A 24,741-nucleotide genomic window follows, 5' to 3' on the forward strand; every position below is an offset into this window, starting at 1 on the left:
ATTGGTCGTGGCCGCCTGATAAGCTCGCGACTTTACTCGAATGCCCTTTTGGCGCACGAACAAGGAAATAGCATGAAACAGCATCGGTTGGCGGCGGCGGTGGCCCTGGTTAGCCTGGTACTTGCGGGTTGTGATTCGCAGACCAGCGTAGAGCTGAAAACCCCGGCGCAGAAAGCTTCCTACGGCATCGGCCTGAACATGGGCAAAAGCCTTGCTCAAGAAGGCATGGATGACCTGGACTCCAAAGCGGTAGCTCAGGGCATCGAAGATGCCGTTGGCAAGAAAGAACAGAAGCTCAAAGACGACGAGCTGGTTGAAGCGTTTGCCGCACTGCAAAAGCGTGCTGAAGAACGCATGACCAAAATGAGCGAAGAGTCGGCAGCCGCCGGCAAGAAATTCCTTGAAGAAAACGCCAAGAAAGACGGCGTAGTGACCACAGCTTCCGGTCTGCAGTACAAGATCGTGAAGAAGGCTGATGGCGCTCAGCCTAAGCCGACCGACGTGGTGACTGTTCACTACACCGGCAAGCTCACCAACGGCACTACCTTTGACAGCTCCGTGGATCGCGGTAGCCCGATTGACCTGCCGGTCAGCGGCGTGATCCCGGGTTGGGTCGAAGGCCTGCAACTGATGCACGTGGGCGAGAAGGTCGAGTTGTACATCCCGTCCGATCTGGCCTACGGCGCGCAGAGCCCGAGCCCGGCGATTCCAGCCAACTCCGTGCTGGTATTCGATCTGGAACTGCTCGGCATCAAGGACCCAGCCAAGGCTGAAGCCCCTGACGCGCCTGCTGCTCCGGCTGCCAAGAAGTAATCGGCACCTGAACACACGACGCCCCGTTTCGACGGGGCGTTGTCGTATCTGGCGTATGGCAAAATTGCGCCAATCAAACCTGATGCAAATCCAAACGAACCCCTGCAATCTGAAACAGTCTGATATAAGACTCGAGCACGGGTAGCCGCACCGAAGCGCCAAGTCAATGAAATCTTGGGTTTTTTTTATGTGCGCAAAAAACGCCCGATCTGACTGAAAGCCTTGTAGTCCGTGGCTTTCAGCCGATAAAACAGGCTCTGTTCACAAGGTTATCCACAATTTGTGTGGATAACCTTTTATGTCGCCTGGAACTGGAGTGACGCATGAAACCACCTTTCAATTTCACCCGCTTCCTGCCCATGGCTGCGCGCTTGTTGGGCCGTGGGCGTTTACCGACCCTGCTGTTCGCGGTTGCCGCCAAAGGCTCAAGCCAAGGCAACCGGCTGGGTAATCTCAAGGATGACCTCAAGTTGCTCCAGGCCCTGTGCCTGGCTTACTGGCGCGGAGAGTACCGGGCGATCAGCCCCAAGGCGCTGATCTCGGTGGTGGCGGGGTTGATGTATTTCCTCAGCCCGATCGATGCGATCCCGGACTTTATCCCTATGTTCGGCATGCTCGATGACATCGCTGTGCTGGCATGGGTCATGAAGACCTTGAACGGCGAGCTGAGCGCCTTTCGCGCCTGGCGCGACGCCCAGCGCCCGGAAAAACTCGCCGTGGTTGAGCGACTGCCTGCGACGGCTGCGCTGCTGACCCAGGAAAACCCACAAAAAAATTGATGACTCTTATATCCCCTGCGACCTTTGCGGCTGTTAGGATTACACTTCTAAGGAAAGAACTTACTTAGTAAGTGTTGTAATCCTACGGGGCAGTCATGGATATTCAGATAATTTCACGCAATGGCGAGCCCGAGTATGCGGTGTTGCCATGGGATCAGTACCAGGCGCTGCTAAAAGCTGCCGGTCAGCCGCAACCCACGCTCGCTTCTTCCCCCGCCGCACCCCTCGCGATTGACCAGGGCCTGCGCCCGCTCGCAGACCTGAGCAGCCTGCGTGAAGCCAAGGGCCTGGCCATCGAAACCCTGGCCCGCACGGTGGGTATCAGCCCGTCCTATCTTGGATTGATTGAACGTGGTGAACGCCAGCCGGATGCCGCCATACGCCGCAGCCTGGCCTGGGAATTGGGCGTTGCAGGTTGGAGGGATGAATCTTGAGCCTACGAATCAGTCGTCAACACTGGGATGGGTTACTCAACGAACTGGACCAGGCGCGCCGCCAGCGCCATCTGCTGACCTACCGCGCGCTGCTGGAGCGCCTGCAGTTCCCCACGCCGGCGATGCAGACGCTGGCCGCGGCCCTTGAACACCTGGCCGCACTGGACGCCAAGGCCGAGCAGCCATTGCGCAGCTCGCTGGTCATCAGCCAGGGCGCCAGCCGCTTGCCGCGTACCGGCTTCTTTGAGTGTGTGGAGCGCCTGGGGCGTTTCAGTGGGCCATCCGATGGTGTGGCGGCGGCATCCTGGCATGCCTCGGAAGTGGTGCGAGTGTTCGAATACGAGTACCCGGAATCCGCCGAGGCTTAAAGCGGCTGCGGCACGCTGTCCATGCTGTCGATGACATGAATGCTGTAACCGGCCACATCCTTGGCGTGGTGCTTGGCCTGTGAGGCCAGCTCCGCCAACTGGCTGGCATCCAGTTGTCCACAGGCCTGTGGATACAAATGCACCACACCGATCGACAGCGACAACAAGGCGAACTCCTGGCGCACGCCCTGGCGGTTCAACGCCACGAAGCAGCCGGCGTCGATGTGTTCGGTGCGATAGAAGCGCCGGCATTGGGTGTGGAAATCGTCCAATAACTGGTTGAGCCGCTTGCGCCAATCCTGCGGGCCCAGCACCAGTAAAAAATCATCCCCGCCGATATGGCCGACAAAGTCGCGGCTCGGGTCGACCCGGTCGTTCAGGCACTGCGCCAGGCACAGCAACACTTCATCCCCGCGCCCGTAGCCATAGATATCGTTGAACGGCTTGAAACTGTCGATATCGACGTAGCAGATCACTGACTCGCGCCGTTGTTGCAGCAAGCGCGTCAGGCATTGCTGAATCGGCACATTGCCGGGTAGCAGCGTCAGTGGGTTGGCGTAACGCGCTTGTTGGATCTTCAGCTCGGTGATCAGCTTAAGCACATCAATGACCCGACCCAGGCCGAGGTAATCGCCGTTGAGGGTGATGATGAAATCTTCTTCAATTCGCTGGCGTGCGCGGCTGGTCAACAAGCGGCTGACTTGCTGCAGGGACTGGCTCAATTCCACGGCCAGAAAGTCATCGCTCATCAAGCGGCTGATGGGTTTGCGCGCGAACAGGTCGGTGGCGAACGGCTTGAGCAGCGCGTCCGACAAGGAATGCCGGTGCACGATGCCGACCGGGTGGCCGCGGCCATCCAGCACGGCCAGGGAGTTGAGGTTGGCCTGGCGACGGAAGGATTCCAGGACCAACGCAGTGGCGGTGTCCTGATCCACCGCCGGTTGCTCGTTGAGCAGGGCGCTGAGGTCGCTGCCTTCTTCGCTGAGGGCGAGGTTGGCATTGTCTTGCTTGGGCAGCATCAGGCGTGCTTCCTGGGGCGGCTGTTCCTGCGGACGGCAAAGCAGGTAGCCCTGGACCAGATCAACGCCCATCTCGGTTAACACCGCCAGTTCTTCCGGCAGCTCAATGCCCTCTGCAATCACCTGCGCACGCGAGGCGCGGGCGATTTGCAGGATTGAGCCGACAAACTCACGCTTGAGCGCGTCCTGGTGGATGCCGTCGATAAAATGCCGGTCGATCTTCACGTAATCCGGGCGCAGTTCCGACCATAAACGCAGGCTGGAATAGCCGGCGCCCAAGTCATCCAGCGCGATGGCGAAGCCCATGTCGCGGTAATGATGCAGCGCAGTTTGCAGCAAGTCGAAATCGTCGGTGGGCGTCTGCTCGGTGAGTTCGATCACCACCTGGCTGGGTGGGATACCGAAGTCGCGCAACAGTTGCAGCGTGCGACCCGGCTGATGCGCCGTCTCCATCAAGGATTCCGGCGAGATGTTCAAGAACAGTTTGCCCGGCAGTTTCTGTTCACTGAAGCGCCGGCATGCGCTTTCACGGCAGGCGATTTCCAGTTCACTGAGGCGCCCGGCATGGCTGGCCACCGAGAACAGGGCGACGGGGGAGTGCAGTGGGCTGTTGGACGGGCCACGGCTGAGGGCTTCGTAGCCGAGGATGCGCCGCTCGGACAGGCAAATGATCGGTTGGAACAAGCTGTGCAAACTGCCTTGAGCCAGGATTGAGCCCAATGCATTCAGCTGTTCGGTCATGGTCATGGCGATCTCGATCGAAAAAAAAGGACCGCAGGCATTAAGCCTGCGGTCCTTCATTTCACGACAGAATGATGTCTATATGATGACACTCCAGGGAGCGCTCACATTAAATTGTCATCATTTACTGCTTGGCCACCTGCTTGCTGATTTTCAGGTAGTCCAGCAGGACCCGGCCAGTCTCGGACAGGTAGGCGTCGTCTTCCGGCTTGGTTTTTTCAGGCTCGGTTGGCAGTGCATCTTCATCTTCTTTCTTCAGCTCTTTGAGCGGGTCTTCGCCCTTGGCCTTGCGGCGGGCGTTTTCCAGCACAAGCTGCTGATTCTCGATGTCGGTGTGCTGCGCACGGCGATCCGCTTCATTGAGGCTGACGGTTTTTTCTTCCATCAGCTTCTTGGCCAAGGCCAGTTTGTCACGGATAAACACGAACTCGGCATCCTTGGCGGAGCGAGTGTCATGGTCAGCTTTGAGCTGCGCCAGGTACGGCTTGAACGGGTCCGAAGCAGGTTTGATCGCAGGGCGAATGGTGTCCCACGGCATCGCTTCAGGCAGCGCGCTTTCGCCGATTTCCTTGGTGTCGATGATCGACGGGAAATCAACATCCGGCAGTACGCCCTGATGCTGGGTGCTCTGCCCGGAAACCCGGTAGAACTTGGCAATGGTCAGCTTCAGTTCGCCATGGTTGAGCGGCTGAATGGTCTGCACGGTGCCTTTACCGAAGGTCTGGCCGCCGACGATCAACGCGCGGTGGTAGTCCTGCATGGCGCCAGCGAAAATCTCCGAAGCCGAGGCCGAGAGGCGGTTGACCAGCAACGCCATCGGACCTTTGTAGAAGGCGCCAGGGTTCTCGTCTTCGAGCACGTCGACACGGCCGTCAGCGTTGCGGACCAACACGGTCGGGCCCTTGTCGATAAACAGGCTGGTCAGCTCGGTGGCTTCCTGCAGGGAGCCGCCGCCGTTGTTGCGCAGGTCGATGACCACGCCGTCGACTTTTTCCTTCTGCAGCTCTGTCAGGATTTTCTTAACGTCGCGGGTGGTGCTCTTGTAGTCCGGGTCACCGGCGCGGAACGCCTTGAAGTCCAGATAGAACGCCGGGATCACCACCACGCCCAGTTTGTAATCCTTGCCATCCTGCTTGAGCTTGAGGACTTGCTTCTGCACGGCCTGATCTTCGAGCTTCACCGCTTCACGGGTGATGGACACGATCTTGCTGGTCTGGTCGTTCGGCGCATTGGTGTGCGGAATCACTTCCAGGCGCACCACGCTGCCTTTCGGACCACGGATCAGCTTGACCACTTCGTCCAGACGCCAGCCGACCACATCGACCATCTCTTTGTCGCCCTGGGCCACGCCGATGATCTTGTCCGCCGGGGCGACCTGCTTGGTCTTGTCGGCAGGACCTGCCGGCACCAGACGCACGATCTTCACCTGGTCATTGTCGCTTTGCAGGACGGCACCAATGCCTTCCAGCGACAGACTCATGTTGATATCAAAGTTTTCCGCGTTATCTGGCGACAGATAATTGGTGTGCGGGTCGTAGGACATCGCGAAGGTGTTGATGTAGGCCTGGAAGATATCTTCGGCACGGGTCTGGTCCAGACGCGCCAACTGATTCTTGTAGCGCTTGGTCAACAGCTCTTGAATGGCCTTCGGCTCTTTGCCGGCGATCTTCAAGCGCAGCACTTCGTCCTTGACGCGTTTGCGCCACAGGTCATCCAGCGCGGCGGTGCTGGTCAGCCAAGGGGCGTCCTTGCGGTCCACCAGAAGGGTTTCCTTCTGCGTGAAGTCGAGCTTGTCGACGCCCTTGTTCAACTCACCCAAGGCGAAGTCCAGACGCGCTTTGACGCGGTCCAGGTAACGCTTGTAGATGGTGAACGCAGGCTGCAGGTCGCCGCTTTTGAGGAGGTCGTCGAACTGTGTCTTCCACTTGTCGAACTCAGCGATATCGCTGGCCAGGAAGTAGCTGCGCGACGGGTCCAACAGCTTGAGGTAGCTGTCGTAAATGATCACCGAGCGAGCGTCGTCCAGCGGCGGCTTGCTGTAGTGATGGCGCTTGAGCAACTCGACGACGTTAAGGCTGGCAATCACCTCATCGCGATCAGGCTGAAGATTGTCCCAGCTATTGGCTGCGAACGTATTGGTCGACATCGACGCGAAGCCGAGACCAATGAAAAAAGCGAGGGCGGTGCTGGGGAACAGATGCTTCATGCTGATTCGACGCGGGGGCAATTGATAACGCATATTAGGCCGTCTTTGAGGGAGCCGGTTCCATATGATCCGGTCGCATAATGCAAAAAGCCCGGCGCTACAGCTACGGGCTCAGTCCAGACTCACTATGGAGGCACTGTGAAAGCATTGCAAGGCGTTGAAGGTCATGTGGAGTGGTTGGAAGAGCCCAGTCCTACCTGCGATGTAGGCCAAGTTCGCATTCGTGTGGCGGCCGCTGGCCTTAATCGCGCTGATTTGTTACAGCGCGCCGGGCTCTATCCGCCGCCTCCGGGGGCTAGCCATGTGCTCGGCCTGGAGTGTTCCGGGGTGATCAGCGAAGTGGGCGCAGGTTCGTCCTGGCAAGTCGGCGATCGCGTCTGCGCGCTGCTGGCCGGTGGCGGCATGGCCGAAGAAGTGGTGGTGGACGCGCGCCACGTGCTGCCGGTGCCGGAAGGTTTGTCGCTGGCTGAAGCCGCGGCGCTGCCAGAGGTGTACAGCACGGCGTGGCTGAATCTGTTCCAGTTGGCGGGCCTCAAACCCGGCGAAAAAGTCTTGTTGCATGCCGGCGCCAGTGGCGTCGGCTCGGCGGCGATCCAGTTGTGCAAGGCATTTGGCAGCCCGTGCTGGGTCAGTGTCGGCTCGGCGGAACGGCTGGCCTACTGCGAGGCACTTGGCGCCCAGGGCGGCGTGGTACGCACCGACGGCATTGAAGGGCTGCGCGATTTTGGGCCGTTCGATGTGATCCTCGACCCGGTCGGCGGCAACTATGCTGGCCTGGACCTGAAGCTGTTGGCCCTGGATGGTCGTTGGGTGCTGATCGGCTTGATGGGTGGGCGTGATGCTCAGCTCGACCTGGCGCAGGTGCTGGGCAAGCGCATTCAGTTGCTCGGCTCGACCTTGCGCAGCCGCAGTGATGAGTTCAAGGCGGGCCTGTTGAGTGATTTGAGCCAGCAGGTGTGGCCGCTTTTTGTTGAGGGCCGTTTGAGTCCGCAACTGGCCAAGACTTTCTTGATCAGGGATGCCGAGGCGGCCTTTGCCGAATTGGCGAGCAACCAGATTTCCGGGAAATTGGTGTTGGTGATTGACGAGCGCTTGGTCTGATCTCAAGTTGAAATGTAACCCGGTGTGGGAGGGGGCTTGCTCCCGATCGCAGTGTGTCAGATGAAGAATTCTTCACTGTCATACCGCTATCGGGAGCAAGCCCCCTCCCACATTTTGATTGGATTCAATTCAAAGAGGTTGGGGTCAGACCCAGTTGTGGATCGGCCAGCCGGCTTTTTCAGCATGCTCGCGCAACACCGGGTCGGGGTTCACCACCTGCGGGTGATCGACCTTCAGCAGCAATGGCAAATCATTGCGCGAATCCGAGTAAAAGTACGCCCCTTCCAGTGATTCACCTTCCTGCTCCAGCCATTCCAGCAACCGGGTGATCTTGCCTTCACGGTAAGTCAGTACGCCCACGGTTCGGCCGCTGTAAGCGCCATGGCTGACTTCCAGATCAATCCCCAGCACTTCATCAATACCGATACGTGCGGCAATCGGTGTGACCAAGTGCGTACCCGAGGCGGAAATCACCAGAATCCGATCGCCATTTGCACGGTGCCGGGCGATGGTTTTGGTGGCGTCGCTGTAGATCAGTGGCTCAATCACATCCTCGACCCATGGCTCTACCAGGTGGTCGATTTCCTCCTGCGTGCGCCCGATCATGGGCTCCAGGCTGAAGTCCATGAAGTCTTCCATCAACAGCTTGCCCTGGCTGTAGGCGTCCATCAGTTCGTTGTTCTTGCGCATGAACGACTCAGGGTCGACCCAGCCCAGGCGGCCCATCTGCTCGCTCCACAACGTGGCGCAGTCGCCGTGGATCAAGGTGTCGTCCAGATCAAAAATTACCAATGCCATCCGTCATGCTCTCTGAATTAATTCGTTGCGTCAGGCTACTTCACACAACGCACTTGGGTCGATGGAAAGTGCCAGGCGCTGCCCATCCGGGTGCAAGTCGTCGGCGGACCGGTTGAGCACGTCGACCACCAACTCCACACCGCGCGCTTCGATGCGATAGCGAATCACATTGCCCAGCAAGCTGTGGCTGCGCACCAACGCATCCAGCTCGCCGCTGCGGCTCAGTTCGATGGCTTCCGGGCGAATTGCGATGCGCCCGTTGATCGGGCGTTGCAGCAACTGGCTGGCCTTGTCGGCGTCGAGCAGGTTGTAGTTGCCGATAAACCCCGCGGCGAATACATCCACCGGCGCGGTGTAGAGGGTCTCGGCATCGCCGCTCTGCACAATCTTGCCCTGGTTCATCAGGAAGATGCGGTCCGACATGGTCAGGGCTTCTTCCTGGTCATGGGTCACGAAGATCGTGGTCAGCCCCAGTTCACGCTGGATCTGGCGGATCTGTTCGCGCAAGTGCTTGCGAATCCGGGCGTCCAGCGCCGACAGCGGCTCATCCAGCAGCAACAGGCGCGGGCGGGTCACCAGCGAGCGGGCGAGTGCCACCCGCTGGCACTGGCCGCCGGACATCTGGTGCGGGTAACGACCGGCGAGCTCCTTGAGTTCCACCAGTTGCAGCACTTCCTGCACACGCTTGTGGCTGTCGTCGGCGTTGACCTTCTGCATGCGCAGGCCGAAGGCGACGTTCTGTTCCACGGTCATGTTGGGGAACAGCGCATAACTTTGGAACACCATGCCGATATGCCGTTTCTGCGGGCTGAGGGGGACGATGTCCTGGCCATCCAGCAGAATTTTCCCACTGTCCACCGACGTCAGCCCAGCGATGCAGCGCAGCAAGGTCGACTTGCCACAACCGGAAGGGCCAAGCAGGGTGACGAACTCGCCCTTGGCGATCTCGCAGTTGATGTCACTGAACACCGGGGTGCCGGCGTAGCCTTTTTGCAGGTGTTGGACGCTGACGAAGCTCATTGGCTTTTGTCCTTGTTCAAGATATTGGCGGCCCAGGTCAGCACCAGCACAAAGAAGAAATAGGAAATGACGATGGCGCTGGTGAAGTGGCCGCTCGTGTTGCGCATGTTGTTCAGGTAGACCTGCAGGGTTTCGTAGCGGGTGCCGACCAGAATATTGGCGAACACGAACTCACCGAACAGGAACGAGAACGACAGCAGCAGCGCCACCATCAGGCCTTTGCGCAGGTTTGGCAGCACCACCAGGATCGCTGCCTGCCAGGTGCTGGCACCCAGCAGTTGCGAGGCGTCCATCAGGTCGCGCAGGTTGATCGCTTGAAGGTTGTTGGTGATCGCGCGGTACATGAAGGGCAGAGCCACGGTGAAGTAGCAGCCGATCAGAATCCACGGCGTGCCCACCATCGCAAATGGCCCGGAGCCATATAACTGCAGCAAGCCCACCGATGACACCACCGGCGGCACCGCGAAGGGCAGCAGGATCAAAATGTTCATCAGCGCGTCGAGTTTGGGGAAGTGGTAATGCACCACGAACAGCAGCGGCAAGATCAGCACCACCGACAGGATCAGCGCGCCCACGCACACCAGCAGCGACTGGCCGAAGGCCGCCAGGAAGCGCGGGTCGCTCCAGAGCTGCACGTACCATTTGAAGGTGAAGCCGGCGGGCAAGATCGTCGCCGACCAACTGCTGGCAATGGAGTAGACAAAGGTGCCCACCAGCGGCAACACCAGGATCGCGAATAACACACACACCACTATCCGATGGTAGAGGGAGGCCGAGCCGGCTTCAGCGCGAGACATGGTAGCTCCTCTTGAGCAGCAGTTGATGGACCACGGTGACCACCGTCATCAGCGCCACCAGCACCACGGCCAGGGCACTGGCCATGTTCGGGTCCAGGGAGATGTCGCCGGAGACCATCGCTGCGATGCGAATCGGCAAGACGTTGAAGTTGCCGGTGGTCAGCGCGTAGACCGTGGCATAGGCGCCGAGGGCGTTGGCCAGCAGGATCACGAAGGTGCCGAGCAGGGCAGGGGTGAGCACCGGCAGGCCGATGTGCCGCCAGAACTGCCAGCCGCTGGCGCCGAGCAGCGAGGCCGATTCGCGCCAGTCTTCACGCAACGCATCGAAGGCCGGGTACAGCAGCAGCACGCCCAGCGGAATCTGGAAGTAGGTATAGAGAATGATCAGCCCGGTCTTGGAATACAGGTTGAAGTCCTGAATGATCCCGGCCTGCTTGAGCATGATGGTGATGCTGCCGTTGAAACCCAGCAGGATGATGAACGCGAAGGCCAGGGGCACGCCGGCAAAGTTGCTGGTCATGTTGGCAAAGGCGGTCACGAAGTTGCGCAGCGGCCCATCCACACGGCGCAATGAGTAGCTGCCGAGCACTGAAATGATGATGCCGAACACGCTGGAATAGAAGCTGATCTCCAGGCTGTACTGGATGGCTTGCAGGTAGAACTTCGAACTGAAGATCCTGGTGAAGTTGGCCAGGCCCCAGCCGAACTCCTCCGATTGCAGGCTGTTGATCATCACCCACACCAGCGGGGCGATTTCAAACACGATGAAGAACAGCGCAAACGGCAGCAGGCAGAGGATCGCCAGCCATTTGCCACGGATGATGGCGCTCACTTCAGCAGCTCCCGGCATACAGGTTTGTCGTGGGGCACACCTAGCAGTTCGCAGACAGTGCCGCACAGTTCGGTTTGCTTGGGGCTGGCGCAAGGGTCGAAGGTGAAGGCCGAGCCCAGCACGAACAGTGGCACTTCACGTTCTTCCGGCAGCAGGCCGTTGTGGGAGCGATCATTGTTCATGCCGTGGTCCGCAGTCACCAGCACCTGGTAGCCGGCGTCGAGCCAGCCTTGCAGGTAGTCGGCGAGGATGATGTCGGCCGAGCGTGCGCTGTTGCGGTATTGCGGCGTGTCGAGGCCATGCTTGTGGCCGGCGTCATCAATGTTCATCGGGTGCACCACCAGGAAGTTCGGCGCGTGTTGGCGGCGCAGGCTTTCGGCATCAGCGAACAGGTGCGAATCCGGGTAGTGGTCATTCCAGTAGAAATGCCCGTGCTGGATCGCCAGCGCCTTGTCGTCGGTATGACGATCACGCGCGGCAATAAAGGGCGTGCGGTTATACAACTCGCTGACCCAGTGATAGGCCGCCGCCGCGGTAGTGAGCCCTGCGTCGGTGGCGTAATGGAAAATGCTGCGCTGGTTGGACAGGCGCGAGACATTGTTGTGGACGATGCCGCTGTCGATCGGTGGCACGCCGGTGAGGATGCATTCATACAACGGCCGGGACAGGGCCGGCAGTTCACAGTCCAGTTTGTAAAGCGCTGCGCGTCCTGCGCCGATATAGGCCTGGAGATGCCCCATGGCGTGTCGGGCAACCTCGTAGTTCAGGCCGTCGAGCACCACAAGGATGACGTTGTGCTTCATAAGGGGAGACGCTCCGCAACGATAGGCTTGACTCAATTTCACTTGAGGAACGGGGTCAAAACTGTGGGCGCGGGCAAGCCCGCTCCCACACAAGCCCGCGCCCACATTGGATCTCCAATGTGGGCTACAGCCTTACTGCATATTGATGATGACTTCTTCCTGCCACTTCTGCGGCAGTGCCTTGGAGGTCTTTTCCCACGCGTCGGCATCTTTGATCGGCGTGACTTTCTTGTACTGCTCGTTAGGCAGCAGCTTGGCCTGGACGTCGGCAGGCAAGGTCAAGTGCTCGGCACGGATCGGACGGGCGTTGCCGCGCGCCAGGTTGGTCTGGCCGGCGTCGCTGAAGATGTATTCGCGGGTCAGCTTGGCGGCGTTCGGGTGCTTGGCGTATTTGTTGATGATGGTGGTGTAGCCGGAAATCACCGAGCCGTCCGATGGGATCAGCACGACGTAGTCATCCGGGTTGGCCATCTTGGCTTTGTAGCTCAAGCCGTTGAAGTCCCAGACCACGCCCACTTCCACTTCGCCTTTTTCCATGGTGGCGATGGTTGGGTTGGCCAGTGACAGGCGGCCTTGCTTGGCGATCTCGGCGAACATCAGCAGTGCCGGCTGAATGTTCTTCTCGTCGCCACCATTGGCCAGCGCTGCTGCCAGCACGCCGTTGGCGGCTTGTGCGGCAGTGCTCACGTCACCGATGGAAACCTTGTATTTGCCGGTCTTCAGGTCAGCCCAGCTTTTTGGGGCGTCGGAGCCGTGCAGCAGCTTTTTGTTGACGATAAACGCGATGGTGCCGGTGTAGGCCAGGGCCCAGTTGCCATCTTTGTCTTTCGCCCAATCCGGGACTTGTGCCCAGGTGCTTGGCTTGTACGGTTGCGCAACGCCCTGTTTCACCGCGATCGGGCCGAAGGCTGCGCCGACGTCACCGATATCGGCGCTGGCGTTGTCTTTTTCGGCAGCGAACTTGGCGATTTCCTGGGCCGAGCTCATGTCGGTATCGATGTGCTTGAGGCCATAGGTCTTGGCCAGGTCTTCCCAGGTGCCTTTCCAGTTGGCCCAGTCATCGGGCATGCCGACGCTGTTGACGGCGCCTTCCGCTTTCGCGGCGGCTTCCAGCGTTTTCAGATCGGTATCAGCGGCCATGGCAGCGGTGCACATGGCAATGGTCGAGCCTAACAGTGATGCCAGGAAAAGCTTTTTCATCCGAAGCTCCTTTGGGCGTTTTCAACGCGGCGTTTTTAAGAACGTTTGCGGTGGTGTTGGACTAGGTCAGAGCAATACCTGAGCCAATCTAGGCTCGATGGATGACAGTTTCATGTCTGTGTCGTTTTTAAATCGCTTTTGTCGCTCAGTGCAGACTCAGCGTAGACCATGCTCAAGTACCCGCAGGCCCTGGACTTGGCCGATGTATTGCAGGGTGTGGTGCAGGGCCTGGACAGGGACTGTCATCTGTCGGTCATCTGTAATGCCTAGGCTGGCAGGCAATAGCAGAAGCCCAAATAAAGCGCGGTTTGTGCACTTGAACGGTGCTGGTCTAGTCCAGATAGGTAATGTTGATGCGTGATGAGGCAATCAAGGCGGTGACCTCCATCGGCCTGGCGCTGCAAGAGCAGATCGACCACGGCCTGTTGCCGCCGGCGAGTAAATTGCCCGCCGAGCGCAAGCTCAGCGAGTTGTTTGGTACCACTCGAATTACGGTGCGGGAAGCCTTGTTACAACTGGAGGCCCAAGGCCAGATTTATCGCGAGGAGCGCCGTGGGTGGTTTGTCTCGCCGCCACGGCTGGCTTACAACCTGATGCAACGCAGCCACTTTCACGCGATGGTCAGCGACCAGGGCCGCGTGGCGTCCACCGAGGTGATTTCTGCACGCCTGCAACCGGCGTCGGCAGCGGTGTGTGCGTGGCTGCAGTTGCCGGCGTTGTCGAGGGTGATCCAGATTTGCCGGGGCCGACGGATTGATGGGCGCCTGGTGCTGTATGTGGAGCACTACCTGAACCCGCAGTATTTTCCGGGGATTCTGGAATGCGACCTGAATCAATCAATGACCGAGCTGTATGCGCGCAAGTACGACTTGCAGTACGGCCGCGTGCGCTTCGAAATTGTGCCGACGTCATTGCCGGTGGAGGCCGCCGGCGCGTTGCGCGTGTCGGTGGGTAGCCCGGGCTTGCGCATCGCCCGGGTCAACTATGACCAGCACCAGCGCTTGATCGACTGCGACCTGGAGTTCTGGCGGCATGATGCGATTCATGTCGGCGTTGATGTGGTTTAACGCCCGTGGCGAGCCCGCTCGCCACGAAAACTCTGGCGGTCAGGTATCAGGGGTGAGGGTTTTAATGAGCTGATCCACATTGGTTTCCAGCTCTGCCACCGGGTCCGCGCCGTCGACATTCAACACCAGCAGTTGCGCACCACCTGCCGTCACCGCCGCTTTAACCGCTTCACTCGGCTGACGATGCTGCAGCACCACTGCCACGTCGTTGTCCTTCAAGCGCGCACTGAATGCCTGCAACGCTTGTGGCGTCCAGTCCGCATCCGGCCGTGCATCGGTAGCGACCACGTCCAGGTTCAAGCTGCTGACCAGATACGCGAAGTGATCGCTCAGGCTGACCACACTCAGGTTGTCCGCCTTGGCCAGCCGCGCCTCGCTGTGGGCGCTGAGCTTGAGCAGGCGTTGCTTGAGGGCCGCCAGGTTGGCGTCGATCTTCGGTTTGGCGCTGGGCGCCAGGCGGCCAAGGTCGGCGGCCATCACATCGGCCATGCGTCCCATATTGTTGCCCGACTGCCAGGGCTGGCTGTTCAAGCCATCAGCACTGCCAGGTTGCACGGCGATGCCTGGCAAACCGCCGTCCACCGGGCGCGCGGCGTCGACTTCGACGATACGGATATTGCTGCGCCGCGCCACCGGGTACAGCGGGTCGTCTGCCCACAGCGAGCGCAGGCCGATGGCGGCGTCGGCATCCTGCGCCAGGGTATTCAGCGCCGGGGCGCCACGGCCCGTGAAGTAGGACACCTGGCGCGAGCCGGGCAGGTTGGCCGGCGCAGCCCGCTCAAGCTGCACGTCGGTGCCCTTGAGCAGCACCTCGGCCAGCCCGTAGGTGATGGGCAAAGAAGCCAGGACCTTGACCGTTTTTTTGGTTTGGGTCAGGGCGGCATGGCCGAGGCCTTGGTTGACTTTGAATGCCTTGGGGTCGAGGCCGTCGACGGCCAGCGCCGAGGTGCTGAGCAAACAAGCGATGGCCAGGGCCAGTGGGCGAACGACAGGGCGCATTATCCAAGATTCCCTTTGAGGCTGGGCACGGTGCCGCGCGCGATGGCGGCGAAGGCGAAGGCGATACCGGCGACCAGAATGATCGCGGCGCCGGAGGGGATGGGCAGGTCGAAGATGATCGGCAGCAGGATGCCGCACAGCGTGCTGAGTGTGGCAATCACCACCGATACCCAGAAAAACCCTTTGAGCGACTGGCTCAGCAGGCGCGCCGCGGCGGCCGGAATCACCAGCAGCGCGCCCACCAGGATGGCGCCGATCACCTTGACGGCCGCCACGGTGATCAGTGTCACGAGGATCACGAACAAGTAGTCCAGCGTCTTCACCGCCACACCGCGCACCGCTGCCAGTTGCGGGTTGAAGCTGGCCAGCATGATGCGGTTATACAGTGGCAGCGCCAGGGCCATCACCAGCGAGCCAACCACGCCCAGCACCAGCAAGTCATTGGCGTTCACCGTCAACACTGAGCCAAACAGCACGTTTTCCAGGATATGCACGTTGATCTTGCCTGCCAGGATCAACAGCAGGCTGGCGCCCAATGCCAGTGACACCGACAGGAACACGCCGATCAAGGTGTCCGGCGCCAGGCCGGTGCGGTTGCGCAGGTAATTGAGCAGGATGCCGAACAGCAGGCAGTAGCCGAACAGCGCGCCATAGGGCCCGGTATAGGGTTCGCCGAGCAGAATGCCCACGGCCACGCCGGTCAGCGCGGCATGCCCGACAGCCTCGGAGAAAAACGCAAAGCGTTTGACCACCACCAGCGTCCCCAGGCCGCCGAGTACCGGGCCGATCAGCAAACCGGCGAGCAAGGCATTGACCACAAACCCATAGGCCAACGCTTCCGGCAGGTACCCGGACGAGGCCCAGCCCTGGACCATCAAACGAAACGCTTCATAACTCATGGCGCCGAGCTCCGCGGGTGGGTGGAGAACAGGGTCAGCAGGCGGTCCGGGGTCAGCGCCGCGTTGGGGGTGGCGTCGAACAGCACGCGGCGGTTCAGGCCGGTGACGCGGTCGGCGAGACGGCCGACGGCTTCCAGGTCGTGTTCGATCCACAGCACGGTGATCCCGGCCAGCCGCCAGTCATTCAGCAGCCGTTCGAACACCTGGATACCCGCCTCGTCGAGGGCCGACATCGGTTCATCCAGCACCAGCAGGTGGGGCGACGGGATCAGGCCCTGGGCCAGTAACACACGCTGACGCTCACCACCGGATAACGCGCCCATGCGGCGTTTGCGCTTGTCCTGCATACCCACCCGTTCCAGCGCCTCGCCAATCGCGGCGGCGTAGTGTTTGGACAGGCCCAGAAACGCCGGGCGGCGTTGACACATGGCGGCCATGAAGTCGTCCACCGTCATCGGCAAGCCCCGGTCGAATTCCAGCGCCTGGGGCACGTACCCGATGGTGCCGGGCGTCGTTGGCCATTGCAGGCGCAATTGACCGTGGTGCGGCGTTTGCCCCAACAGCGTCTTGATCAGCGAACTTTTGCCGCCGCCGTTCGGGCCGACCAACGCATGAATGCTGCCCGGTTCTACCTGGAAACTGACAGCGTCAAGAATCACCGTGCGACCCAGGGTCAGTGACACGTTATCGAAGTCCAGGGTTGGGCCGACGCTGGCCGCTTTGAGTTGCTCCGCCGCTGTCATGCCCCCGACTCCTGAATCGCCCGCACCACGGTGTTGAGGTTGCCGGTCATTTCCACTTCGTATTTTTCAGGTGTGTATTCGCCGTAGGAAATATGCGACAGCGGGTACAGCTTGACCCCGGATTCACGCTGGATGGTCTCGACGTAGGTGGACGGGAAATCCATCTCCGAGAAGATCACCTTCACATCCAGGGCGCGCAGTTCGTCGATGGTTTTTTTCAACTGGCTGGGGCTTGGCTCGATACCGTGGGCGGGCTCGACTACGGCGGTGACTTCCAGGCCGAATTCGCGCAGCAGGTAGTCGTAGGCGGCGTGCACGGTGGCCACGCGCAGGTCGGGGTTGGGCGCGCTGGTCAGCTTAGCCAGGGCGTCGGCGCGCATCTGGCGCAGGCGCTTGCCGTAGGCGCGGGCATTCTGGGTGTAGGCCTTGGCATTGTCCGGGTCAAGCTTGCCCAACTCGCGGGCGATGTTGTTGACCTGGGCAATCGACGCGCTGATCGACAGGAAGGTGTGCGGGTTGACCACCTTGCCCGCGCCACGCGCGGCATTCCCCGTGGCGGCGAGCAACGGCACGTTGGCGTTGGCCTCGATCACCGGGATGTGCGGGCGCTCGCTGGTGGCGATCATGCGGTCGGCGAAATCGTCATGCCCGACGCCGTTGAGCACGATCACATCGAGGGTGCCGATGCGCTTGATGTCTTCGGCGCGAGGCTCGTAGGCATGCGGGTTGAAGCCTGCCGGAATCAGCGGGACCACGTCGGCTTTGTCGCCGACAATGTTAGCCACGTAACTGTAATAAGGGTGCAGGGTGATGCCGATACGCAAGCGTTTGGCCGCCTCGGCATTTGCCAAGGGCGCCAGCATCAGGCTGAACAGGCTAACCAGCAACAGGCGCAACAGGGGAGATGAAATAGACATGGGCACTCGGTCTTCTCGTTCAGTGACGGTGCTGGCGCGTAACGCCGGCATCGAATTGCGCGACCACCTGTTGCCAGCCGGCGGCGATCAGCGCCTGGTCAGTGAGGTCGGAAGGGGGGGCGAGATGGGCTTGGCGGTTGAGCCAGATATCCGCCTCGGCACCGTGCACGCGCATCAGCAGCGAGCCGCTGGCGCTCGGCGTCTGGCTCAGGCCCAAATAGGCAGCAGGCGCCAGCAACGTCCAGCGGTGGCCGCCACGGCTGACCGAACTGGCGTCCTGGGCAAACGGTGCAAAACCTGCTTCGGCCAGTTGCGCAGGCGTCGGCAGGGCACTGTGCTCCTGTTGCAGCAGCTGGATTTCATCCAGGGTCACCCGCAGGTCGGCGTAGATGCCTTGTTCGGATGCGCTGAGGTCGCGACGGGCGTCCAACTGGTGGCTGGGCAGCGCCGCGACTTCCTGGGTTTCACTGTGCAGGGCCACCACCGAACCGGCCACCGCGAGGATGATCAGGCACAGCAGCAACACGTAGAGGGTTTCGTGGCCGGCACCGGCGGGGCGTACAACCTGCGTCGTGCTCATTGAGGCTGGATATCCGCTTGGTCGATTTCAACGACGTGGCCGGGGCCCGCATCAAACAGCACATAGAACTCGGCGGCGGGCTTTTTGAAGGTCAGGGTCGAGTCCTGGCCGAGTTTGCCGGGCAGCAGGATGGTTTCGTCGTAGCCGATGACGTCCAGGGTCACGCCCGGGGCGCCGCTGCCGTCGGAGAAACCGCCGGTGCACTGGATCTGCTCGCCGGGGATTTCCTTGCATTCGCACATCGGGTTGTGGGCCAGGGCGGTGGTACTGAAACCTGCGCAAAGCAATAGCGCCGCAGCGGAGTGGGTCAGGTGCTTGAACGTCATGGTTTAACTCCTTGCTTGTTCAGCCAGGCAATGGTGGCAGGCGAGGCCTGGCTTAGCGGGATGGAACCCTGGTGCATCGTGCCGTCCCAGCCTTCCATGGTGACCCACAGTTCGGCATCGACCGGCGTGCGCTCAGGCACCGGCAATGCGGCGCCCATGCGGTAAGGCGTACCAAAGAAGATCACCCCGGCGGCGCGCAAGCTGCGTGGTTTGCCGATACGCAGGTAGGTGGCCTTGACCTGCGCGGCACAGGTGTCACACAGGGCGGCGTTGAAGAATTTCATCGGGCCGGCCGGGTCCGGGCTCGGGCCTTCGTTGCGGAATTCGGCGAGTGTCAGGCTCCAGGGCCCGACCTGCACGTCGCCGACGACCCGCTCGCCAATCCCGGTGTCACCGCGAAACAGTGCGGAATCGGCGAAGTATTTGGGCATGAACCCCAGGGGTACCAGCAACAGCAGGATGTTGATATGGAACCGCCATTTCAGCCAAACAGCGCGCAGCCTCGAAGGCGGTGTAGCAGCAGTGACCTTGCTCATCCGTTGGCCTCCGAGGTTTCAGCCTGCCTGGCGGGGAGGGCGGCCGGTTGGCGCGAGGCCTTATTGCTGCGCTTGAGTGCATTGAGGGTGGCCAGGGCGGTGCGCTTGGTCCAGATCAGCAGGCCACTCAACACCATCATGCTCAGCACCAGGCCGAAGAACGCCCAGATCAGCTTGATCCACAGCCCGCCAAAGTCGCCGGTGTGCAGCGGGCGCATGGATTCGGTGACGAACTCCAGCGTTGAGCGGTCGGACAGCAAGTGCGACACCGCGATCTCGCCGCTGTACGGGTTGAGTTGGGCCGTCTGGAACATCAGCGGGTACCAGCCGCGCCCGCCGATTTGCAGGTGGCTATAGGCGTTGAGCGGCAGGAACACAAACGTCGCATCCAGCCCGGGAATGCGTTGGCTGGCAATCTCGATGGCGTCGTCCAGTGGGATCATCGGTGCCGGCACACCCGGCGTGGACATCGGCACCTTCTCACGGGCGATCACGGGGACGATCGGTTCGCTGGAGATGGAAATCTGGTTGTCCCCCAGGATCGCCTGGATCAGGAACCAGGTGCCGGTGATGGAAATCACCGCGATAAACCAGATTGACCAGATCCCGCTCAGGCGATGGAAGTCCCCCCAGAAGATTCGCGCACCGTGACGGATACGCAGGGTCGGTCGCAGAAAACCCTTCCAGAAACGCTTGTAGACCACCAGCCCGGTCACCAGTGACGCCAGCAACGGCAGGCCGAGCGCCGAGACCAGGTACCAGCCCCAACTGAAGCCATTCGTGAACGGCACCAGCCACCAGCCGTGCAGGGCGCGGGTAAATTGCTTGAAATCGAAGGCTGGGCTGATGCCCTGGATCGCCCCGGTGTAGGGGTTGACGTAGGCCTCGACGGAGCGCCCATCCGGGTAGCTGAGGTCGACACTGAGGGCGAAGTGCGTTTCGTCCGGGCGGATGATCGACTGCACAATCACTTGGGGCTCTTCGCGTTTGATCGCGGCGATCACCTGGTCAAAGCTCAGCATCCGGGCATCTTCCGACGGCTTGCTTGCACGGATATCCGGGTTGGCCAGCCACACGATTTCCTGGCTGACCACCGCCAGGGTGCCGGTCACGCAGACGATCAGCACAAAAAACCAGATGGGTAACGCCAGCCAGCTGTGCACCAGAAACCAGAGTTTTGAACGTGACTTCTTTGACGTGTGAACGTTAGACATGTGAATACGGGTCTTGAACGAAGGAGGGCGATGGAGGCCCGGAAAAGGCCGGTCGTAGCTTTTGCTGACGCGACGGGCTGTATCTAAGTTAAGACGGATGAGCATGAGAAATCCCCAAGCCGCAAATGAAAGAAAATGTTTCAGGTTCGCATTCACTGGGCTTTTCGCGCCTTGATCGAACACGAAACATGTTCCAAGCCATCACCCAGGTGCCATTGATGGGGCCGGGGGGCTGCGTAGGATGGGGGCACACCGTTGAGTGAGCCCGAAGAAAAAATGACTGCCAGAACCCTCTACGACAAACACATCGATTCCCATACGGTGTGCCCCCTGGACGACCAGGGCCATGTCCTTCTGTACATTGACCGCCAGGTGATCAACGAATACACCAGCCCCCAGGCGTTCAGCGGCTTGCGCGAGGCCGGGCGTAAGGTTTGGCGCCCTGGCACGGCGCTGGCGGTGGTTGACCATGTAAACCCCACCACGCCCACGCGTATCGCGGCGATGCCCGATGCGGGCGGCGCGCGGCAGGTGTCGTACCTGGCGGAAAACTGCCAGGATTTCGGCATCGAGCTGCTGGATATCCTCGACAAGCGCCAAGGCATCGAACACGTGATTGCGCCGGAGCAGGGCTTCATTTTGCCGGGCATGGTGATCGCCGCCGGTGATAGCCACACCACCACCTACGGCGCATTGGGCGCGTTCGGGTTTGGCATCGGCACCTCCGAAATCGAGCACCTGCTGGCCTCGCAGACCCTGGTCTACAAGCGCCTGAAAAGCATGCGTGTGACCGTCGACGGCAAACTGGCGCGCGGCCTGACCTCCAAGGACGTGATCATGGCGCTGATCGGCAAGATCGGCGCGTCCGGTGCCACCGGCTACGCCATTGAGTTTCGCGGTTCCACCGTGGATGCGCTGAGTGTCGAAGCGCGCATGACCATCTGCAACATGGCCGTGGAAGCCGGTGCGCGCGGCGCATTCATGGCGCCGGACGAAAAAGTTTTCGCCTACCTCAAGGGCAAGCCTCGCGCGCCGAAAGGCGCGTTGTGGGAACAGGCACTGGTCGGCTGGCGCCAGCTGCATTCGGATGCCGACGCCGTGTTTGATCAAGAAGTGCAGCTCGATGCCAGCACCCTGGAACCCATGGTCACTTGGGGCACCAGCCCCGACCAGGCCGCCCCCATCGGCGCCCGCGTGCCCGACCCGCAAGAGGTGAGCGACCTGATCCTGCGCCAGGACATGCGCCGCGCGCTGAATTACATGGGCCTGGAGGCCGGCATGCCGCTGAGCGATATCGTGATCAGCCATGCGTTTATCGGCTCTTGCACCAATGCCCGCATCGAGGACCTGCGCGACGCTGCCAGTGTGGTGCGCGGCAAACACGTGGCCGACCACGTACGGGCGATGATTGTCCCCGGCTCCACCGCCGTGCGCGACCAGGCCGAAGCCGAAGGGCTCGCGGCGATCTTTATCGACGCCGGCTTCGAATGGCGCCAGTCCGGCTGCTCGATGTGCCTGGCGATGAACGACGATGTGCTGGCCCCCGGCGACCGCTGCGCGTCCAGCACCAACCGCAACTTCGAAGGGCGCCAGGGCGCCGGCGCCCGCACTCACCTGATGAGCCCGGCCATGGTCGCCGCCGCCGCCATCACCGGCCGCCTCACCGATATTCGTCACTTTGGAGACCGCGCATGAGCCTGCAACCGTTCACCCAGGTCACCGGCAAGGCTGCGCCGATGCTTGCAGCGAATATCGACACCGACGTGATCATGCCCAAGCAATTTCTCAAGGGCATCGACCGCAGCGGTCTCGACCGAGGGTTGTTCTTCGACCTGCGCTTCCTCGCGTCAGGCGAGCCCAACCCGGCATTCGTGCTCAACCAGCCGGCCTGGCAGGGCGCGTGCTTTATGGTGGTCGGGCCGAACTTCGGCTGTGGCTCCAGCCGTGAGCATGCGGTGTGGGGCTTGAAGCAAATGGGGATTCGCGCGCTGATCGGCAGCCGCTTTGCCGGGATTTTTTATGACAACTGCCAGCGTAACGGCGTGTTGTTGATCACTCTGGACGATGCGCTGCTGCAGGCGCTCGGGCAGACCGTAAGCCAGCCTGAACAGGCGCAGATCAGTGTGGATCTGCAGGCGCAGCAGATTCGCCTCGCGGACGGCCAGGTGATCCCCTTCCAGATCGACACCTTGCGCAAGACCGCGCTGCTGCTCGGCCTGGATGCGATTGGCAGCACTTTGCAGCGCAGTGACCAGATCCAGGCGTTCGAGCGCAGGCACCTGGCGGCCAACCCCTGGCTTGGTTGACACACCGGGCGCCGTAGACTTAAGTGGGACCGACAAGGACGTCGGCTCATTATAAGAAAAGGAAGTCTCTGCCATGCACGTGCTGAACGTTGAGCCTGAATCAACGCGCTCGACCCGCAATGCACGCTTGATCATCTTCGCGCGCGGGGTGTCGGATTTCGGCGCGTTCCTCAACATGGTGGCGTTGTCCACTTACGTGTATTGGCTCAGCCACAGCGTGATGTTTGTCAGTGTCTTCCTGGCGTGCCGCGTTACCGGTGGAATCCTTGCGAGCCTGTTCGGGATTGCTTTTTTCAGGCGCTTTGCCGGACGAGGCACGTTGGCCGGGCTGGACCTTGCCCGAGCCTTATTGCTGGTGCCGCTGCTGGTGTTGATACCGACACAGCAGCTCAGCGTGCTGCCCTTCATCGCGTTTGGCATCGGCTTGTGCAATTCGTTGTTTGCGATTGGCCTGAACAGTCAGTTGCCCACCTGGGTAGCGCTGGAGCAGCGGGTTTCCACCAATGCATGGATTACTTCTGCAGCCGCCACCGGTGCGGTGTTTGGCAGCTTGTTGTCCGGGGGGCTGATTGCCACGGCGGGATTCGAAGCCGTGTTTGCCGTGAACATCGGCACCTATATCGTTGCCGCCTGCCTGATCCTGCCGTTGCGGGCGTTGTACTCAGGTGCGATGTCCGTGCATCGAGGCCTCGCGGCTGAATGGCATGAACTGAAGAAAGGCCTGCGGAGCGCGCCGGTGCTGGCCGCGATGTTATTGATCAGCCTGCTCGACACCCTTGGCAGCGCTGCGCATAACGTCGGCTGGCCGGTGTTGTCCCAGTACATTTCGCCCGATACGGCAAAAACCGTGATGGGCTACCTGCTGGCGGTTTGGGCCTGTGGCAAGTTCGTGGGCGCGCGGCTGGCCAGTGCCGTGTTGAAAAATCGTGGTACCGCAGGCATGGAGCGCCTGTTTATGGCCGGTGTGGCGCTGATGTCCAGCGGCTTTATCCTGACCTTCCAACAAAGCGAACTGTGGCTGGCGCTGGTGTGGGTGGTGTGGGCGGGGTTGGGAGATGGTATTTCCGAGGTGGCCTTGGTTTCCCGCGCGCAGAGTGAACCGGATAGCCTGCGCCTGCCGCTGTTCAGTTTATTGACCCTGATCCAGATGGCCGGCTTTGGCGTAGGCATGCTCGTGGTCGGGCCGTTCTACCTGACGTGGGCGCCGGCCCAAGTGATTGTGTTGTTCCACGGGCTGCCGTTGACCGCCCTGGTGGTCATGGGCCTATGGCTGGGTTACAGCGCCAATCGGGGCGTCAGATCGACAACCCCTTGAAGTGCTCCTGCAAAAATTCCACACACGCTCTTAATTTCCCGGAGTAGGCCAACCGCGTCGGGTATACCGCCCACACGTTGGCGCTCTGGGTGTAGCCGTGCAACACCTGTACCAGCTTGCCTTGTTCGAGCAGCGGCTTCACATCCCACATCGAGCGCAGCAACACCCCGCGTCCGTCCAGGGCCCACTGCAACACGATCTCGCCATTGTTGGAGGACAGCGGCCCGCGTACGCGAACACTTTGCGCGCTGCCATCACGCTCCAGGTTCCAGATGCCAAAGGCGTTGTCACGCTCCTTGAGCACCAGGCAGTCGTGCTGCTCCAGGTCACTCAACTGTTGCGGGGTGCCCCGACGCTTCAGGTAAGCCGGCGCCGCGCACAGCACTCGGCGGTTGCTCACCAAGCGTCGGCCGATGTGTTGACCGGGAATGTCATCGCCCACGCGAATTTCCAGGTCGAAGCCTTCGCTGACGATGTCCACCACGCGGTCGAACAGGTCCAGGCGGATTTCCAGGTCCGGGTATTGTTCGGCCAGCAACGACAGGGCCGGCGCCACATGGTTGCGCCCAAAGCCGAAGCTGCTGCACATATGCAGATGCCCACGGGGGCTGTCGTGGGCGTCGCAGAGTTCATCGGAAAGTTGCTGGAAGTCTTCGAGGATGCGCACGGCCCAGCGCTGCACCCGTTCACCGTCTTCGGTGAGGGCGATGCGCCGGCTGGTGCGGTGCAGCAGGCGAGTGGCCAGGGTGGTTTCGAGGATCTGGATGCGCTTGCTGACATACGCAGGCGACAGCCCCAACTCATCGGCAGCGGCGGCGAAACCCGCCTTGCGAATCACGGTCAGGAACACCCGCAGGTCTTCGGGTAGGGGCACGTTATCTTTCTTGTTAGTCATCAGAAAACAAGCGTGGCGGCATGAGCCGCCAGC

26 protein-coding genes are annotated in these 24,741 nt (G+C 61.1%); 9 read left to right on the forward strand and 17 right to left on the reverse strand.

Features of this window, described 5'->3' with window-relative positions; genetic code table 11:
* Positions 1 to 72 precede the first annotated feature (72 nt).
* From A7D21_RS10260 to A7D21_RS10275, 4 genes are all read left to right on the forward strand, one after another.
* Entirely contained in the window at positions 73 to 813 is a 741-nt protein-coding gene (locus tag A7D21_RS10260) for an FKBP-type peptidyl-prolyl cis-trans isomerase (RefSeq protein WP_053255296.1), read from the forward strand.
* A 323-nt stretch (positions 814 to 1,136) separates the two neighbouring features.
* Entirely contained in the window at positions 1,137 to 1,592 is a 456-nt protein-coding gene (locus A7D21_RS10265; RefSeq protein WP_053255297.1) for a YkvA family protein, read from the forward strand.
* A 95-nt stretch (positions 1,593 to 1,687) separates the two neighbouring features.
* Positions 1,688 to 2,026, forward strand: coding sequence for a helix-turn-helix transcriptional regulator (locus A7D21_RS10270; protein ID WP_053255298.1), 339 nt, complete (start codon positions 1,688 to 1,690; stop codon positions 2,024 to 2,026).
* Entirely contained in the window at positions 2,023 to 2,394 is a 372-nt protein-coding gene (locus tag A7D21_RS10275; protein WP_005786715.1) for a hypothetical protein, read from the forward strand. Before A7D21_RS10270 ends, A7D21_RS10275 begins: the two co-directional genes overlap by 4 nt.
* Here A7D21_RS10275 and A7D21_RS10280 read toward each other — a convergent pair.
* Both A7D21_RS10280 and A7D21_RS10285 read right to left on the reverse strand, forming a co-directional pair.
* Complete coding sequence (locus tag A7D21_RS10280; RefSeq protein WP_053255366.1) at positions 2,391 to 4,160, reverse strand: bifunctional diguanylate cyclase/phosphodiesterase; 1,770 nt, start codon at positions 4,158 to 4,160, stop codon at positions 2,391 to 2,393. The two genes, A7D21_RS10275 and A7D21_RS10280, sit on opposite strands and share 4 nt — an antisense overlap.
* A 118-nt stretch (positions 4,161 to 4,278) precedes the next feature.
* The gene (locus tag A7D21_RS10285) at positions 4,279 to 6,360 is read right to left on the reverse strand and encodes a carboxy terminal-processing peptidase (RefSeq protein WP_242486522.1); all 2,082 of its coding nucleotides are present in this window, start codon (positions 6,358 to 6,360) and stop codon (positions 4,279 to 4,281) included.
* Between the two features lie 138 nt (positions 6,361 to 6,498).
* On the opposite strand from A7D21_RS10285, the gene A7D21_RS10290 reads away from it, so the two are divergent.
* A complete protein-coding gene (locus A7D21_RS10290) occupies positions 6,499 to 7,461 on the forward strand; it encodes a zinc-binding dehydrogenase (RefSeq protein WP_069551649.1) in 963 nt (320 codons plus the stop codon).
* Between the two features lie 144 nt (positions 7,462 to 7,605).
* On the opposite strand, the gene A7D21_RS10295 is transcribed toward A7D21_RS10290, so the two are convergent.
* From A7D21_RS10295 to A7D21_RS10320, 6 genes are all read right to left on the reverse strand, one after another.
* Positions 7,606 to 8,259 carry an HAD family phosphatase gene (locus tag A7D21_RS10295; RefSeq protein WP_053255301.1) on the reverse strand — a complete coding sequence of 218 codons (654 nt, stop codon included), beginning with the start codon at positions 8,257 to 8,259 and terminating at the stop codon, positions 7,606 to 7,608.
* A gap of 30 nt (positions 8,260 to 8,289) precedes the next feature.
* Positions 8,290 to 9,279: an ABC transporter ATP-binding protein gene (locus A7D21_RS10300; protein ID WP_053255302.1), complete on the reverse strand. Its 990-nt coding sequence runs from the start codon at positions 9,277 to 9,279 to the stop codon at positions 8,290 to 8,292.
* Complete coding sequence (locus A7D21_RS10305; RefSeq protein ID WP_053255303.1) at positions 9,276 to 10,076, reverse strand: ABC transporter permease; 801 nt, start codon at positions 10,074 to 10,076, stop codon at positions 9,276 to 9,278. The genes A7D21_RS10300 and A7D21_RS10305 overlap by 4 nt, the downstream gene beginning before the upstream one ends.
* The gene (locus A7D21_RS10310; RefSeq protein WP_053255304.1) at positions 10,063 to 10,908 is read right to left on the reverse strand and encodes an ABC transporter permease subunit; all 846 of its coding nucleotides are present in this window, start codon (positions 10,906 to 10,908) and stop codon (positions 10,063 to 10,065) included. Before A7D21_RS10310 ends, A7D21_RS10305 begins: the two co-directional genes overlap by 14 nt.
* The gene (locus tag A7D21_RS10315; protein ID WP_053255305.1) at positions 10,905 to 11,711 is read right to left on the reverse strand and encodes an alkaline phosphatase family protein; all 807 of its coding nucleotides are present in this window, start codon (positions 11,709 to 11,711) and stop codon (positions 10,905 to 10,907) included. Before A7D21_RS10315 ends, A7D21_RS10310 begins: the two co-directional genes overlap by 4 nt.
* Before the next feature lie 132 nt (positions 11,712 to 11,843).
* Positions 11,844 to 12,911 (reverse strand): ABC transporter substrate-binding protein, encoded by a 1,068-nt coding sequence (locus A7D21_RS10320; protein ID WP_053255306.1) that lies wholly within the window; start codon positions 12,909 to 12,911, stop codon positions 11,844 to 11,846.
* 353 nt (positions 12,912 to 13,264) lie between these two features.
* On the opposite strand from A7D21_RS10320, the gene A7D21_RS10325 reads away from it, so the two are divergent.
* Positions 13,265 to 13,978 carry a UTRA domain-containing protein gene (locus A7D21_RS10325; RefSeq protein WP_053255367.1) on the forward strand — a complete coding sequence of 238 codons (714 nt, stop codon included), beginning with the start codon at positions 13,265 to 13,267 and terminating at the stop codon, positions 13,976 to 13,978.
* A gap of 39 nt (positions 13,979 to 14,017) precedes the next feature.
* Here A7D21_RS10325 and A7D21_RS10330 read toward each other — a convergent pair whose 3' ends face one another.
* The 8 genes from A7D21_RS10330 to A7D21_RS10365 are packed head-to-tail and all read right to left on the reverse strand — an operon-like array spanning position 14,018 to position 20,192.
* Entirely contained in the window at positions 14,018 to 14,977 is a 960-nt protein-coding gene (locus A7D21_RS10330) for a metal ABC transporter solute-binding protein, Zn/Mn family (RefSeq protein ID WP_053255307.1), read from the reverse strand.
* Entirely contained in the window at positions 14,977 to 15,876 is a 900-nt protein-coding gene (locus tag A7D21_RS10335; RefSeq protein ID WP_053255308.1) for a metal ABC transporter permease, read from the reverse strand. The genes A7D21_RS10330 and A7D21_RS10335 overlap by 1 nt, the downstream gene beginning before the upstream one ends.
* Positions 15,873 to 16,619 carry a metal ABC transporter ATP-binding protein gene (locus A7D21_RS10340; protein WP_053255309.1) on the reverse strand — a complete coding sequence of 249 codons (747 nt, stop codon included), beginning with the start codon at positions 16,617 to 16,619 and terminating at the stop codon, positions 15,873 to 15,875. Before A7D21_RS10340 ends, A7D21_RS10335 begins: the two co-directional genes overlap by 4 nt.
* Positions 16,616 to 17,536 carry a metal ABC transporter substrate-binding protein gene (locus A7D21_RS10345; RefSeq protein WP_069551667.1) on the reverse strand — a complete coding sequence of 307 codons (921 nt, stop codon included), beginning with the start codon at positions 17,534 to 17,536 and terminating at the stop codon, positions 16,616 to 16,618. The genes A7D21_RS10340 and A7D21_RS10345 overlap by 4 nt, the downstream gene beginning before the upstream one ends.
* Positions 17,537 to 17,555: 19 nt before the next feature.
* Positions 17,556 to 18,116 (reverse strand): DUF6162 family protein, encoded by a 561-nt coding sequence (locus A7D21_RS10350; protein WP_069551650.1) that lies wholly within the window; start codon positions 18,114 to 18,116, stop codon positions 17,556 to 17,558.
* The gene (locus A7D21_RS10355; RefSeq protein WP_069551651.1) at positions 18,113 to 18,442 is read right to left on the reverse strand and encodes a hypothetical protein; all 330 of its coding nucleotides are present in this window, start codon (positions 18,440 to 18,442) and stop codon (positions 18,113 to 18,115) included. The genes A7D21_RS10350 and A7D21_RS10355 overlap by 4 nt, the downstream gene beginning before the upstream one ends.
* Entirely contained in the window at positions 18,439 to 18,978 is a 540-nt protein-coding gene (locus A7D21_RS10360) for a thiamine pyrophosphate-binding protein (protein ID WP_069551652.1), read from the reverse strand. The genes A7D21_RS10355 and A7D21_RS10360 overlap by 4 nt, the downstream gene beginning before the upstream one ends.
* The gene (locus A7D21_RS10365; protein WP_069551653.1) at positions 18,975 to 20,192 is read right to left on the reverse strand and encodes a PepSY domain-containing protein; all 1,218 of its coding nucleotides are present in this window, start codon (positions 20,190 to 20,192) and stop codon (positions 18,975 to 18,977) included. The genes A7D21_RS10360 and A7D21_RS10365 overlap by 4 nt, the downstream gene beginning before the upstream one ends.
* Before the next feature lie 276 nt (positions 20,193 to 20,468).
* On the opposite strand from A7D21_RS10365, the gene leuC reads away from it, so the two are divergent.
* From leuC to A7D21_RS10380, 3 genes are all read left to right on the forward strand, one after another.
* On the forward strand, positions 20,469 to 21,887 hold the full coding sequence (gene leuC, locus A7D21_RS10370; protein WP_069551654.1) for a 3-isopropylmalate dehydratase large subunit: 1,419 nt from the start codon (positions 20,469 to 20,471) through the stop codon (positions 21,885 to 21,887).
* A complete protein-coding gene (leuD, locus tag A7D21_RS10375) occupies positions 21,884 to 22,498 on the forward strand; it encodes a 3-isopropylmalate dehydratase small subunit (RefSeq protein WP_053255316.1) in 615 nt (204 codons plus the stop codon). Before leuC ends, leuD begins: the two co-directional genes overlap by 4 nt.
* Positions 22,499 to 22,571: 73 nt before the next feature.
* Positions 22,572 to 23,813: an MFS transporter gene (locus tag A7D21_RS10380; protein ID WP_069551655.1), complete on the forward strand. Its 1,242-nt coding sequence runs from the start codon at positions 22,572 to 22,574 to the stop codon at positions 23,811 to 23,813.
* Here A7D21_RS10380 and A7D21_RS10385 read toward each other — a convergent pair.
* The gene (locus tag A7D21_RS10385; RefSeq protein ID WP_053255318.1) at positions 23,794 to 24,708 is read right to left on the reverse strand and encodes a LysR substrate-binding domain-containing protein; all 915 of its coding nucleotides are present in this window, start codon (positions 24,706 to 24,708) and stop codon (positions 23,794 to 23,796) included. The two genes, A7D21_RS10380 and A7D21_RS10385, sit on opposite strands and share 20 nt — an antisense overlap.
* Positions 24,709 to 24,741: the final 33 nt, after the last annotated feature.

Source organism: Pseudomonas sp. AP19, from assembly GCF_001728855.1.
Classification (GTDB): Bacteria; Pseudomonadota; Gammaproteobacteria; order Pseudomonadales; family Pseudomonadaceae; genus Aquipseudomonas; species Aquipseudomonas fluorescens.